Annotated in this window: 11 protein-coding genes; 9 read left to right on the forward strand and 2 right to left on the reverse strand. The window is 38.2% G+C overall.

Annotated elements, in window-relative coordinates; genetic code table 11:
* Positions 1–37: 37 nt before the first annotated feature.
* Positions 38–1,801 carry an alpha-amylase family glycosyl hydrolase gene (locus Q0A08_RS03240; RefSeq protein ID WP_438464825.1) on the reverse strand — a complete coding sequence of 588 codons (1,764 nt, stop codon included), beginning with the start codon at positions 1,799–1,801 and terminating at the stop codon, positions 38–40.
* A 255-nt stretch (positions 1,802–2,056) separates the two neighbouring features.
* Here Q0A08_RS03240 and Q0A08_RS03245 point away from each other — a divergent pair, with 255 nt between their 5' ends.
* The gene (locus Q0A08_RS03245; protein ID WP_438464826.1) at positions 2,057–3,211 is read left to right on the forward strand and encodes an MFS transporter; all 1,155 of its coding nucleotides are present in this window, start codon (positions 2,057–2,059) and stop codon (positions 3,209–3,211) included.
* On the opposite strand, the gene Q0A08_RS03250 is transcribed toward Q0A08_RS03245, so the two are convergent.
* Positions 3,208–4,110, reverse strand: coding sequence for a LysR family transcriptional regulator (locus Q0A08_RS03250; protein WP_438464827.1), 903 nt, complete (start codon positions 4,108–4,110; stop codon positions 3,208–3,210). The two genes, Q0A08_RS03245 and Q0A08_RS03250, sit on opposite strands and share 4 nt — an antisense overlap.
* Before the next feature lie 188 nt (positions 4,111–4,298).
* Here Q0A08_RS03250 and leuC point away from each other — a divergent pair, with 188 nt between their 5' ends.
* The 8 genes from leuC to Q0A08_RS03290 all read left to right on the forward strand — a co-directional run bounded on the left by leuC (position 4,299) and on the right by Q0A08_RS03290 (position 14,223).
* A complete protein-coding gene (gene leuC, locus Q0A08_RS03255; RefSeq protein WP_438464828.1) occupies positions 4,299–5,726 on the forward strand; it encodes a 3-isopropylmalate dehydratase large subunit in 1,428 nt (475 codons plus the stop codon).
* Between the two features lie 9 nt (positions 5,727–5,735).
* On the forward strand, positions 5,736–6,383 hold the full coding sequence (leuD, locus tag Q0A08_RS03260) for a 3-isopropylmalate dehydratase small subunit (protein WP_438464830.1): 648 nt from the start codon (positions 5,736–5,738) through the stop codon (positions 6,381–6,383).
* A gap of 44 nt (positions 6,384–6,427) precedes the next feature.
* Entirely contained in the window at positions 6,428–7,507 is a 1,080-nt protein-coding gene (gene leuB, locus Q0A08_RS03265; protein WP_438464831.1) for a 3-isopropylmalate dehydrogenase, read from the forward strand.
* A gap of 132 nt (positions 7,508–7,639) precedes the next feature.
* The gene (gene asd, locus Q0A08_RS03270; protein ID WP_438464832.1) at positions 7,640–8,758 is read left to right on the forward strand and encodes an aspartate-semialdehyde dehydrogenase; all 1,119 of its coding nucleotides are present in this window, start codon (positions 7,640–7,642) and stop codon (positions 8,756–8,758) included.
* Between the two features lie 81 nt (positions 8,759–8,839).
* A complete protein-coding gene (locus Q0A08_RS03275) occupies positions 8,840–9,460 on the forward strand; it encodes a hypothetical protein (RefSeq protein ID WP_438464833.1) in 621 nt (206 codons plus the stop codon).
* Positions 9,461–9,596: 136 nt separating this feature from the next.
* The gene (locus Q0A08_RS03280; RefSeq protein ID WP_438464834.1) at positions 9,597–11,381 is read left to right on the forward strand and encodes an ABC transporter ATP-binding protein; all 1,785 of its coding nucleotides are present in this window, start codon (positions 9,597–9,599) and stop codon (positions 11,379–11,381) included.
* On the forward strand, positions 11,374–13,125 hold the full coding sequence (locus Q0A08_RS03285) for an ABC transporter ATP-binding protein (protein WP_438464835.1): 1,752 nt from the start codon (positions 11,374–11,376) through the stop codon (positions 13,123–13,125). Before Q0A08_RS03280 ends, Q0A08_RS03285 begins: the two co-directional genes overlap by 8 nt.
* A gap of 135 nt (positions 13,126–13,260) precedes the next feature.
* Positions 13,261–14,223: a hypothetical protein gene (locus Q0A08_RS03290; RefSeq protein ID WP_438464836.1), complete on the forward strand. Its 963-nt coding sequence runs from the start codon at positions 13,261–13,263 to the stop codon at positions 14,221–14,223.
* Positions 14,224–14,252: the final 29 nt, after the last annotated feature.

The raw sequence follows: 14,252 nt of genomic DNA on the forward strand, positions 1-14,252 counted from the left end.
ATTTATTAGATAGATACGAAGTTGTTTAGCTTCGTATCTATCCTCCTACCTTGGCTAATGCCGCTTCCTCAATCACTTCTTCCTCAACCTTTTGCTCACTCTTGCAGTGAATTTTAATACTCTCTCTTTGTCTATTATGTCTATTTGATTGAGCGTGATCATTGATTACGTCAGCAATAATACATGTGTTTGCAAATAAACTGATAATACCCCCATGAGCATTAACTGAGCGTTTGTACAGACCACCGGGAAGGCTTGCAGGAAGGGTGCATAGCTCAATATCAAAATTAAGTGCGAATTGAAAAGTGCTATCAGATGTATTTAATGCGATTAAGGTTTCTCGGTTTTCTAGGATTCTTATAAAGATCAAACATTCATCATCACTATGAATAAATTTAATGCTGCCTGAAATTAGTTCAGGCCTTTTTTTTCTAAAGTGTATAAAGTCTTGATAGGCCTTAAGTGTTGAGTTTGCGTCATCATTTTGAGCCGCAACACTCTGCTTTAAATGTTTTTCTGAAACAGGTAACCAAGGTGTGCTTGAGGAAAAGCCACCATTGTGTTGGTTGCTCCAAGGGATAGGTGTACGACAGCCATCTCTGCCTTTAAACTCAGGCCAAAAAGCGATTCCAAATGGATCAACTAATTGCTCAAATTCGAGAGAGGCCTCTGTTAAACCGAGCTCTTCACCCTGATACAAACAAATGCTACCACGTAAACATAAGAGCATTAGCATAAACACCTTGGCTTGATTTGGGTCCTGTTTACCTGTCCCCCAACGACTAGCAACACGCTCTACATCATGATTACCGATTGACCAGCAAGGCCAGCCATCTCCTAGAGCTTGCTCAATAGTTTCTATGGTATGGCGTATATGATTCATCGAATTATCTTTTGTAAGTAAATCAAATGAATAACACATGTGCAGCTTGTCTTGACCTTGGGTATATTCGGCCATAGTTTTTAATGAGAAATCACAGCCAACTTCACCCACAGTGGTTGTGCCTGGATATTGGTCTAATAATCGGCGTAACCTTTTTAAGAAGTTAATGTTTATCGGTTGGGATTTATCATATAGGTGAAGCTGATACGCATAAGGGTTATCTGGTCGTACCCCAATGCCACCTTCTTCTATGATTTCTCGAGCAGGGTTATCTTTTAATTCGATGTCGTGATAATAAAAATTGGCTGTATCTAATCTAAATCCATCGACACCGCGCTTTAGCCAAAATTCAACGGTATTAAGAAGCGCATCAACCACATCAGGGTTATGAAAGTTTAAGTCAGGCTGACTATCTAGAAAATTGTGTAAATAGTATTGGCTTCGACGGCTATCCCAATGCCAGGCGGGTCCACCAAAGACTGAAAGCCAATTATTGGGTACACTGCCATCAGGCTTAGGGTCTTGCCATACATACCAATCATGTTTGTCGTTGGTTTTATCTTTACGAGACGCTGTAAACCAAGGGTGGGCATCAGAACTGTGATTTAATACCTGATCTATGATGATTTTAAGTCCGAGAGAGTGGGCTTTAGATATCAAATTATCAAAATCAGTTAATGTGCCAAACATTGGGTCTACATCACAATAATCACTAACATCATAGCCAAAATCTTTCATGGGCGAGGTGAAAAAGGGCGATAACCAAATCGCATCCACACCTAAGCTTGCAATATAATCCAGTTTTTCAGTGACGCCAGGTAGGTCACCAATGCCATCATTGTTAGAGTCAAAAAAGCTTCTTGGATAAACTTGGTATATGACACAACCACGCCACCATTGCGTATTCAATTCATTCATTTCTTTAATCCCTAAATCATGATGTAAGCAATATATTGATAGTTAAAACGGTGTTTGTTAACAGATTAAGACGCATTATAAACTTTAACGCAAATTCTCCGTTAGCTTATAAAAACAACATAAAATTAAATTATTACTAAGATTAAATTAGTTGTGTTGTCATTGTTGGGTTAAAATACGTAATTAATCGCCTGTCACAGTCATCAATTGCACCTAACTTAAAGTATAAGATGATTGCCTTGTTTGGATAACATTATGTTCTCAGCCCGTTCACGTCATATCGCATGGCCCTTATTTAATTTCTACTTCTTCTTTTGTGCCATGATAGGTGTGTTCATGCCTTATATGTCTGTGTACTTTAAGTCGATTGGTTTTAATGGCACCCAGACAGGTCAGTTACTTTCTCTTGTGACACTTTCTACAATTGTTGCGCCACATTTCTGGGGCTGGTTAACAAACAAGTTAGGTTTACCAAAAAGGGCGCTTCAAATTGCGGTTATTGGTGCTTGTGTAATGGCGATCTGCATGAATTTTGCGGCAACTTATCAGGCTTTCTGGTGGATAATGCTGTTATATGCCGTATTCTTTTCAGCGCTAACGCCCCTTAGTGATACTTTAACTTTACGTAGTATTCGAAATTTAAACGTGCCATATACAAGGATACGTGTTGGTGGCTCAATCGGTTTTATCGTCGCAGTTACCTTTGCGGGTTATCTAATCGAATCATTTGGACCGGTTGTTATTTTGCCTAGTTTAACGGTATTTCTTCTGATTGCTGTTCTGACTAGCTTCTATATTTATGAACAGCCTATTAATACTAATATCAAGAAGAACAAGGGTGACTTTGTTAATTTGATTAAAAACAAAGAAGTTATTTTCTTTTTAATTCTCGCTTTTCTATCTTTTATGGCACACGCACCATTTAATGTATTTTTTGCAGTCCATTTGACGAATGCAGGATTTAGTGGGGATCAGGTTGGTTTATTAATTGCGTTTGGTGTTTTGGTTGAAATCTTCGTTTTTATTTTTCTTGGCAATTTTTTTGCAAAACTGAATGTTGTTTACCTAATTGGATTTTGTTTTATTTCAGGCATAGTGCGTTGGTATTTGATTGCTTGGTATGCAGATAACGTGCTTATCGCTCTCTTTACTCAGTTACTACATTGCATCACGTTTGCGACTTTTCATATGGTATCTATCGCTCAGATTAATCGCTTATTCCCAGAGCAATATGCGGCTCAAGGGCAAGCAATGTACAGCGGCTTTGCTATTGGTTTAGGTGGTGGGGTTGGTATGGTAAGTTCTGGTTATTTATGGGATTGGTTTGGCGGAGAGTGGACTTTTGCCGCTGCATCAATTGTGAGTCTCGTTGCCCTGATTGTCTTGATTATTAGCCAAAGAGTCCGTTAGCTCCCAAGGCTATGAGGAATCTCTTTTTCCAGTAGCGTCATCATGGCAGCGGCACTTCGACTTAAGGTTCTTTGTTTGTGATATATGACCCCAAGGCGCCTTTCTAAAATAAGGTCGTTAGCTGCGAGTACCTTATGGTGTTTGTTTACCAGTGTAGAGGGAAGTAATGACCACCCCCAGCCAATGGAAACCAACATAGTCAGCGTGTCAAAGTTGTTAGTACTCATTCGAACGTTAGGTTTTAAACCCTGGCTCCCCAATACCTTATCAACCATTTGCCTAGTAAAGGTATTTTGATCTGGTAGTACACAAGGCAGGCTTGCTAAGGCCTCTATATTAACTTCTTGGTTCTGATTAGTGTTTGCATTAGCTAGTTCATGGTCTTGCCCGACAACTAACATAAGAGGGTCTGACCAAATTGGGATGGACTCTATCATGGGGTTTTCATCATTAGATAAGGTAATTACCGCAATTTCTGTATCACCTTTTAATACTTGTTGGTAGGCATCTTCAGATTGAGTAAAATCAATTTCTATCAATACATTTGGATAATCATTCTGATATTGCTTAAGTGTTTTAGGTAATCTATGTAAGCCAATATGATGACTTGTCGCCATTTTTAATTCGCCGGTTATCACTTCGTCTTGAGTCGTTAAGCTGCGTTTAATATCACGAATATCAGCCATTATTTTTTTTGCTTTTGGTAACAGTTGATGGCCAGCCTCAGTCAATTGGATCTGACGACCAATACGATCAAAAAGTTTCAACTCTAAACTAGCTTCTAGTGCAGCAATACGTTTACTGACTGCTGGTTGAGTGACAAAAAGTTGTTCTGCTGCATCTGAAAACGAAGCGGTTTCTGCAACCTTGATAAAAGTCAGTAATTCTGAGATTTCCATTTATCTGTTTTCCCCAGTTTAGAGAGTCAAAGTGCTAAGTGAATAGGTCAATTCAGGTCTGATTTGTACATAAATTAATCATTTGTTCATCTATTCCAAAAAATAATCCAAAACATGAAAAATATGAATTTGAGTAATTTAGACATAAGCAGTAGGATTACGCAATCAGTTATGCAGGAGAGAATTCAATGTCAGCGAAAACCTTATATGACAAGTTATGGGACCAACATCTTGTTAAGCAAAGAGATGATGGTAGTGCGTTAATTTATATCGACTTACAGCTTCTACACGAAGTGACATCACCACAGGCTTTCGAAGGTTTACGTATGGCAAACCGCCAGCCTTGGCGTATCAGTGGTAACTTAGCTACTCCTGATCATAATGTTCCAACTACTAAGAATGAGCGTCGTGAAGGGGTTAATGGTATTGCTGACCCTGTATCAAAAATTCAGGTAGTAACATTAGATGAAAACTGTGACGAATTTGGTATTACCGAATTTAACATGATGGATGAACGTCAAGGTATTGTGCACGTTGTTGGGCCAGAACAAGGTGCGACACTACCTGGAATGACTGTGGTATGTGGTGATTCACATACTTCGACCCATGGTGCCTTTGGTGCATTAGCCCATGGTATTGGTACTTCTGAAGTTGAACATGTTTTAGCAACTCAATGCTTAGTTCAGAAAAAGAATAAAAACATGTTAGTTCGAGTGGATGGCGAACTATCACCTTATGTATCTGCTAAAGATGTTGTACTTGCTATTATTGGTGAGATTGGTACGGCTGGTGGTACAGGTTATGCGATCGAATTTGGTGGTACGGGTATCCAAAGTCTTTCTATGGAAGGCCGTATGACCGTCTGTAATATGGCAATTGAAGCCGGTGCACGAGTTGGTTTAATTGCAGTAGACCAAACAACAATCGATTATGTTGAAGGTCGTCCATATGCGCCAAAAGGCGAGCAGTGGGATCAAGCCGTTGAAGCATGGAAAGATCTTGTATCTGATGAAGGTGCACATTTTGATAATGTTGTTGTTCTTAAGGCTGAAGATATCAAACCTCAAGTTACTTGGGGTACATCACCAGAAATGGTTATCGCAATTGATCAAGCCATTCCTCGCTCTGAAGATCAAACAGATCCAGTGTTAAAAGAAGGTTATGCACGAGCATGGAAATACATGGGTCTAGAAGGTAAGTCTGTATTGGCTGATATTACCTTGGACCGTGTTTTCATCGGTTCTTGTACTAACTCTCGTATCGAAGACCTTCGTATTGCAGCAAAAGTTGTTAAAGGTCGCCAAGTAGCAGAAAGCTTGAAACAGGCAATTGTTGTACCTGGTTCTGGTTTGGTTAAAGCGCAAGCAGAAGCTGAAGGTTTGGATGAAATCTTTACGCAAGCGGGTCTTGAATGGCGTGAGCCAGGTTGCTCAATGTGTCTTGCTATGAATGCTGATAAATTAGGTAACGGTGAGCATTGTGCTTCAACATCAAACCGTAACTTTGAAGGTCGTCAAGGCTTTGGTGGACGTACGCACTTGGTGAGTCCTGCTATGGCCGCTGCCGCAGCAATTGCAGGCCACTTTGTTGACGTTAATGAATTAGTAAAACACTAGGAGACAATTATGCGCGCTTTTACACAACACCAAGGCATAGTTGCCCCATTAGATTTAGCGAACGTTGATACGGATATGATTATTCCAAAACAGTTCCTAAAATCTATCAAAAGAACGGGTTTTGGTAAAAACTTGTTTGATGAATTACGTTATGAAGATGAAGGGCAGCCTGATCAAGAATGTACAGGGCGTCCATTGCGTGAAGACTTTGTGCTAAATCAAGCCAAATATACAGGCTCAAGTGTTTTATTAGCCCGCCGTAACTTTGGTTGTGGTTCCTCTCGTGAACATGCACCTTGGGCCTTAGATGATTACGGTTTTAGAGTTGTTATTGCACCAAGTTTTGCAGATATTTTCTTCAATAACTGCTTTAAAAATGGTCTGTTGCCCATTCAGCTAAGCGAAGAAAATGTAGAGCAATTATTTCAAGAAGTAGCATCACAAGAAGGTTATTCATTGTCTGTAGACCTAGATGCTCAAACTGTTACGACACCTTCAGGTGTTAGCTTTAGCTTCGATGTTGATGATTTTAGAAAGCACTGTTTGTTAAATGGTTTAGATGATATTGGTTTAACACTACAAGACCAAGATGCGATTAAATCTTACGAAGCAGAGCGTCAGCAATCAGCTCCTTGGTTGTTTGGAAGCAAAGGTTAATTTAATTTATTCAAGCGCTCAATGAGCGCTTTTAGGGAATGATTATGTCTAAAAATGTTCTAATTTTGCCAGGTGATGGCATAGGTCCAGAAATTGTTGCACAAGCTGTACGTGTCCTTGATTACGTAAATGATGCGTTTTCATTAAACCTGACTCACGAATCTGCTTTGGTGGGTGGGTCTGCTTATGATGAAACAGGATCGCCACTGCCTGAAGTCACTTTGGATAAGGCAAAAGCTGCTGATGCTATCTTGCTTGGTGCTGTGGGTGGGCCTAAGTGGGATGGTCTAGATATGGCTGTTCGTCCAGAAAAAGGACTGTTAGGACTACGCTCTAACCTTGAATTATTTGCTAACTATCGTCCTGCTATCTTATATCCACAATTAGCTGAAGCATCTAGCTTGAAGCCTGAAATTGTTGCAGGTTTAGATATTTTAATTGTACGTGAATTAACGGGTGGTATTTACTTCGGTCAACCTCGTGGTATTCGCACTTTAGAAAATGGTGAGCGTGAAGGTTACAACACTTACGTATACTCAGAATCTGAGATTCGCCGTATTGCACATTCTGCTTTTGAAGCAGCGCGTCAACGTGGTAAGCGTGTATGTTCTATTGATAAGTCCAACGTACTGGAAGTAACTGTGCTTTGGAAAGAAATCATGGAAGACGTGGCCAAAGAGTACCCGGATGTCGAATTAAGCCATATGCTAGTAGATAATGCTGCAATGCAGCTTGTTAAGGCACCAAAACAGTTTGATGTAATGGTCACTGGCAACATGTTTGGTGATATCCTATCTGATGCCGCTGCAATGCTAACTGGCTCTATTGGTATGCTTCCATCAGCGTCATTAAATTCTAAAGGTCAAGGCATGTATGAGCCTTGTCATGGCTCTGCACCAGATATTGCAGGCCAAGGTGTTGCGAATCCATTGGCGACAATTTTATCAGTTGCTATGATGTTACGTTATTCACTAAATGAAAAACCAGCTGCAGATGCGATTGAAGCAGCAGTAAGCAATGTACTAGACCAAGGTCTTCGTACGGGTGATATCGCCTCTGAAGGTTGCACCACAGTTGGTACACAAGCAATGGGTGACGCAGTACTTGCGGCACTATCCGCCTAGGGATTTAAAAACAGTTGTTTTTAATAATGGTAAAAAGACCATTTGGGTATTGTTAAGCAATACCCACTATAGGCATAAACGGGTTAATACTGCTCTTGGTATGAGTGGGCCCATCACAAAAAGGTAATGAAAATGTCAAAACTTACAGTAGGTTTAGTTGGTTGGCGCGGAATGGTTGGTTCTGTGTTGATGCAAAGAATGCAAGAAGAAAGAGATTTTGATCTGATTGATCCCGTTTTCTTCACCACATCTCAAAAAGGTCAAGCTGGCCCTGATATTGGAAAAGATATTCCATTATTACAGGATGCTATGAGCATTGAAGACCTTAAAAAAATGGATGTTATTATTTCATGCCAAGGTGGTGATTACACTAAAGCTGTTTTCGGGCCTTTGCGCGAAGCTGGTTGGAAAGGTTACTGGATTGATGCAGCTTCTTCTTTGCGAATGAAGGACGATGCCATTATCGTACTTGATCCTGTCAATAAAGACGTTATTCAAAACGGTCTAAAAGATGGTGTTAATACCTTTGTTGGTGGTAACTGTACTGTAAGTTTAATGATGCTTGCCCTTGGTGGTTTGTTTGAAAAAGGTCATATTGAATGGATGACATCCATGACTTATCAAGCTGCTTCTGGTGGTGGTGCGCGTCATATGCGTGAATTGATCAATCAAATGGGTCAACTTAAACACAGCGTAGCGGATCAGTTGCAAGATCCTGCCAGCGCTATTTTGGAAATTGACCGCCAAGTTACTCAAACAATGCGTTCTAAAGAAATGCCGACAGATCAGTTTGGTGTTCCTCTGGCGGGCAGTTTGATCCCTTGGATTGATAGTCAGCTTGAAAATGGTCAAAGCCGTGAAGAGTGGAAAGCACAAGCTGAGACAAACAAAATCTTAGGTAACTTCGGTGCACCAATTCCAGTCGACGGTTTGTGTGTACGAATTGGTGCGATGCGCTCTCATAGTCAAGCATTTACTATCAAGCTAAACCAAGATATTCCGGTTTCTGATATCGAAGGTATGCTAGCTGAGCACAATGATTGGGTGAAAGTAGTACCTAATGATAAAGAGCTAACAATGGCACAGTTAACACCAACAGCGGCGACAGGCACTCTTGATATTCCAGTGGGTCGAATTCGCAAACTAAATATGGGGCCTGAGTATATCAGTGCTTTCTCTGTTGGTGACCAGCTACTTTGGGGAGCTGCAGAGCCTTTAAGAAGAATGCTTCGCATTATTCTAGAGCGTTAATTAATTCGTTCTAAAACTAAAGCCAATTAGTTGATTCTAGTTGGCTTTTTTGTTGTATTTTATAAAAGGAGGTATTTAATTATGACAATTTTTTGCAACTTGCTTCATCAAATTGATAGAGCAATCTATAAAAAAAACATTTTAATTTTTGTAGGATTTAGCTTATTAAGTATTCACACTTTCGCATCAGAAAAAAATGTAGATGCTATTAAAGAAAATAAAGGTAATTATCAATTAAAATTTGGTGGCTGGTCTAAGCACTTTAGTGTGAGAGGAGCTGCTGAATATGATTTTAACGAAAATCACGAGGGGGTCGGCTTTGCATATTCTAGTCATTATGATTCTGAATATTTATTAAACTCTTTTAATGGCTATAACTGCGAAGCTTGGTATATGAAAGATTCTTTTGATCATGATAATGTTCAAGTGAGTTGTGGGCTATTTTATCGTGAAAAAATCACTAAATTAGGCGTTAAAAATATTGATTTTGGGTTGAACTTGGCTGCCGTCAGCCGAAGTTATGCTGACATAAGCAGTGATTCTCAACTAATTAATGAAAAAAGAATTAAAGCATTGCTTCCTTTTCCTTCGCTAAGTATTTATACCGAAACAAATCTGCATTTAGATTTTGTTTTTTTACCAGCAATTAGCGGTATTTCTGATTACGGCGTTTTCTTCTTTAGGGCTGGAGTTGACTTATAGGTTGTGAACCATAATAAAATTAATCATTAGTATAAAGTTTAGTTTTACTTTCCAAGAACAAAAATACGCATGATTGGTTATTATTCATTGTTATAGCTACTTTTCAGTTTTGTCTAAAACTCATTAGGAAAACCCTTTGAACGAGATTAAGCTTTTTACGCGTTATTTATTAGTACATAAATACTCATATTTATTGGGCATTGCCTTCTTATTTACGACGAATTGGCTTGCAGTTAACATTCCGATTTATATTGGTAACAGTATCGATATTCTGACAAAAATGACTATCGATAAGTACGACTTGTTAGTCTCAAATGTTTATTATGTTATCGGCTTCGCTTTGCTTATGATGCTAAGTAGAACTGTTTCCAGAATGCTATTTTTTAATCCGGGACGACTAGTCGAAAAAGAGATTAAAAATGATGCTTTTACTAAACTAACGCAACTACAGCAGGGCTTTTATCAGAAAAACCCTGTTGGTGGTCTTATTTCAATCGTAAATAACGACATTAATGGTATTCGTGCCATGGCAGGTGTCGGCATGATGAATATTTTTAACATCATGTTTACCTTATCTATGACGCCTCTAAAAATGTGGCAGATCTCACCTAGTCTTACGCTATATTGTTTAGCTCCAATCATTTTGTCATTTTTTATAGTTAATCATGCCATTAACAAGATGCGCCGTTTATTGAAAGAAAGAATGCACCATTTACAGTCACTCTCTACTCAGACCGTGAACTATCTGAATGGTGTTGAAGTGATTAAGTCCCATCAAATCCAGCCTTGGGTTGTGGATAATTTTGATAAAGATAATAAGGCAGTATTGGATCTTTCTATTAGGCAGCTACGTATTAGAAGCTTTTTTATTCCTTTGCTTGAATACACAGATGCGGGTGTAAAAATATTAATTTTGTCTCTAGGTGGGTTAATGCTTATTCGATCTGAGTTAACCTTGGGACAGATAACTGCTTTTTTAACTTATGCTGCATTATTTGCAATGCCAATGATGTCGCTTGGTAGATTGATTGCAACAATACAAATGGGTTTAGTAAGTCTTAAGAGCATGTCTAGAATTTTGTCAGAAGAAACAAAAGAAGATGAAGGATTACGAGGTTCTACTGAGTTTAATCGTGCTGTTATAGTTGAAAATTTAAACTTCACCTATCCAGATTTATCCATACCGTCTAAACAGCAAGATCAAAGTTTGTCCAAACAAGTGCTTAAGAATATTAATTTTGAAATTTTAAAAGGTGAGAAGGTTGCATTGCTTGGAAGAGTAGGAAGTGGAAAAACGACCTTGGTAAACTGCCTTAATCACTTTAATGAAGTCGATAAAGGTGCCATTTATATTGATGATACCGATATTACTCGACTCACTAAAAAGGCGCTGAGGCGCATTGTAAGAACTGTGACTCAAGACCCTTTTCTATTTTCAGATACCTTGAAACATAATATTGAATTTGGTGCTGAAGATCAGAAAGTTAAACATCCCATAGCACAGGTGCTTAAGCAAAGTGCCATGGAGCAAGAAGTGCAAAATTTCAGTGATGGTTTGAATACCATGGTTGGTGAAAAGGGGATTTTACTTTCTGGCGGGCAAAAGCAGCGCATCAGTTTAGCGCGAGGGATTTATACTCAAAGTGAGTTGTTAATTTTAGATAATGTACTGTCTGCGGTTGATAACGAGACAGAGAGATTCTTACTAAACCAATTATTAAGCAAAGAAAATAATTTAAGTTGCTTGATTGTATCTCACAGGCAAGCGGTTTTAGAAAGAGTAGATAAAATTTTAGTCATGGATGAGGGCGAGATCGTCGCGATTGGTAGTCATGCTAGTCTGATGCAAGAATCTGACTTTTATCGAAATACATGGCAATCACTACAAACTCAAGAGAATGTTGGAGCTGCACTTGTCTAAATTTAGCTGGTTAGGAGCTTTTACACACTTTCTACCTTTTATTAAAGCTTATCGTAAAGATTATATATTAGGGCTTTTACCTGTTCCAATATCGGTGTTTTGCAATATTGCATTCCCTTGGTTGATTATTCAAATCATTGATCAGCAATTAGTCGTGAAGCATTGGGAAGGAATGAGTTATTGGATTCGTCTTATTGTGCTTGTTCTTATCTGTAATTATTTATCGAGTTCTTTCTATAACTACTTTGTTCAGAAAGCGGCTTTACAAACGATTACTGATATACGGAAAGACCTCTTTAATCGTGTATTACACTTTCCTAAATCTTTTTACGATAAAACGCCAATGGGCAGTGTGTTGACCCGCATTACCAGTGATTTAGAGGCCATTACAGAATCATTAGCCTCTGGGGTGTTGGCAATGGTGAAAGATGTTTTGGTTACTATCGCGCTTTTTATTTTCTTGGCCACTATCAGTTGGAAGCTAACATTACTGACGTTAGTTATTGCGCCACCAATGTATTGGATTACGAGTCGATTAAGGCGCAGTCTGCAGAAGTCGCAACTTGGTTCCAGACGTATCTTGTCTAAAAGTACGGGTTATTTACAAGAGAGTTTACAGGGCATTAAAACCGTTCAGCTTTATAATGCTGAACATGAGAGCCAGAATAAATATCAAGACTTCACTAAGGTGTTTTTTAAACACCAGTCAAAATCTAATCTGATTGATGCAAGTCTTTTTTCGATTATTGAAGGTATTACAACCATAAGTATGGGGCTAATTATTTGGTATGGTGCGAATGAAATCTTGTTAACCACTTTGTCTGTTGGAGTGTTGATTGGCTTTATCCAAACCTTAGATAAAATATTTGTTCCTATTCGTGACTTTACCTCTCAAATTGCTTCAATCCAAAGGGCTATTGCCGCTTTAAATAATATTGAAGGCTTATATCTGCAAGAAACGGAGATTGCTGGCAATAGCAAGACTTATGACAAGCACAAGTTCAATGCTAATCAGTTTGAAAGTTTAATTTTTAATCAAGTGTACTTCAGATATAAGCAAGATATGCCCTATGTACTTAATGGCGTTTCTTTTGAGTTAAACCAAGGCGAAAAAATTGCGCTAGTTGGGAGCACTGGTTCTGGTAAGTCTACGATTATACGTTTGTTAACCAAAGTCTATGTTGGCTATGAAGGCAGTATTAAGCTAAATGGTGTAGAGCTTAAAGATATAGATAAAAATCAACTGATGAACTTTTACTCCTTGATGCAGCAAGAAGTATATTTATTTAATGAAAGTATTGAATTTAACATTTCATTAGCGCGACAACATATTGATCAAACAAAAGTTAAGCAAGCGGCAGAATATGTATTTGCTGATAGCTTTATTCAATCTTTACCCGGCGATTATCAATTTCAAATTACTGATAACGGTGGCAATCTTTCAGCTGGTCAGGGGCAATTGATTGCGTTTGCAAGGGCAATGGCAACCCAAAGTTATCTTGTGCTATTAGACGAGGCGACAAGCTCTATCGATTTAGTCACAGAGCAAATGATACAAAAGGCAATTGAACAGGTCTTCAAAGAGAAAACACTTATCGCAATTGCTCATAGGTTGAGCACTATTCAAAACTCAGATCAGATATTGGTTTTGGAAAAAGGCAGGGTGGTTGAGATAGGTGATCATAAGGCTTTGGTGCAAATGGATGGTATATACGCAAATCTAGTAAATGCTGAGAAAAAATAAAATTACATTATTTGAAGATTTCTTTCATTATTCGAGCTAGATATCGTTCCATTATGTTCTATATTTCTAGAGAGTCATTCGGCTTTTAATCAAATGATTAAAAGGATTGTTATCTTTGGAAAAATGGACTTAGCCATGCGTAAAACTTTCAATAAAACGCTTTATCGCTATACTCTTGTGATAAGCATATCCCTGTTTTGTGCTTTGATTTTTCTACAGATAAGAGAGTCAAAGCTTGGATCCTCATATCTAGGAAGTGAAAGTCAAATTCTTGATAATATATATCTAGGACTGACTGGTTCTCCGCTGCTTAGTAGTATCTTAATGGCAATATTAGGCTTCTTCATTGTATCAAACTTAATTTTTAGCTTATTTGAAAAACAAATTATCCCTGTTTTTGGCTTTAGAGAAATTGATACTAGAGAAGAGTTATGTACAAAGTCACAAAGTCACATTAATAATGGGCTAGCTTCGAGCCAAGTTGAACAAAATTTGCCTTTAAACTCTAGTCTCTCGATTTTTGATGCGGTTATTAAATGTGAACTGAGCCGACTAGAGGATGAAGTTTCAAGGCTAAAGGTGAATGCAACGTCTATAGCTCAAACTAACCAAGTTATTGATAGTTTGATGGTTAGAATCAATACTATTATTGTGGATACACAAAAGAATATAGATAACTTCCACGTCAATGTTCCTGCCGCTCAAACCCTGTTAAAAGAGTTAGACTTATTATCCATTAAAGCAGATACCTTAACCAAGGCAATTGCAGCATCTATCGATAAATTATTGATTGAAACAGACATCAGGACCGATAAAGTAAACGATATAATTAGTCATGTTCTTCTGGTACCAAAAGAAGGGCAGATCCCCGAAATTAATGATTATCTAACTGATTTTGATTTGGCCAGTAAATTAACGAATGAACTGGCGTTGGATCAGGCTGAAATAGCACAAGATGTAAAACTTAAATTGAATGAATTGAGTGATATAGCAAAAGAAACAAATTTAAAGTCTCAATGCATTGTTAATTCAATGAGAGATATATCAAATACCAAGCAAGAGCATGAAATAAAAGCCACTAATCTTGACGACCATTAACGAAAATTGTGAATGAAATCTTAAATAGG

The organism is Marinomonas sp. PE14-40 (assembly GCF_051623805.1).
Taxonomy (GTDB): domain Bacteria; phylum Pseudomonadota; class Gammaproteobacteria; order Pseudomonadales; family Marinomonadaceae; genus Marinomonas.

Excerpts from the sequence above, each read along its gene's own strand:
- Q0A08_RS03240 (WP_438464825.1), bottom strand. The coding sequence starts at position 1,801 with ATGAATGAATTGAATACGCAATGGTGGCGTGGTTGTGTCATATACCAA.
- Q0A08_RS03245 (WP_438464826.1), top strand. The coding sequence starts at position 2,057 with ATGTTCTCAGCCCGTTCACGTCATATCGCATGGCCCTTATTTAATTTC.
- Q0A08_RS03250 (WP_438464827.1), bottom strand. The coding sequence starts at position 4,110 with ATGGAAATCTCAGAATTACTGACTTTTATCAAGGTTGCAGAAACCGCT.
- leuC (WP_438464828.1), top strand. The coding sequence starts at position 4,299 with ATGTCAGCGAAAACCTTATATGACAAGTTATGGGACCAACATCTTGTT.
- leuD (WP_438464830.1), top strand. The coding sequence starts at position 5,736 with ATGCGCGCTTTTACACAACACCAAGGCATAGTTGCCCCATTAGATTTA.
- leuB (WP_438464831.1), top strand. The coding sequence starts at position 6,428 with ATGTCTAAAAATGTTCTAATTTTGCCAGGTGATGGCATAGGTCCAGAA.
- asd (WP_438464832.1), top strand. The coding sequence starts at position 7,640 with ATGTCAAAACTTACAGTAGGTTTAGTTGGTTGGCGCGGAATGGTTGGT.
- Q0A08_RS03275 (WP_438464833.1), top strand. The coding sequence starts at position 8,840 with ATGACAATTTTTTGCAACTTGCTTCATCAAATTGATAGAGCAATCTAT.
- Q0A08_RS03290 (WP_438464836.1), top strand. The coding sequence starts at position 13,261 with ATGCGTAAAACTTTCAATAAAACGCTTTATCGCTATACTCTTGTGATA.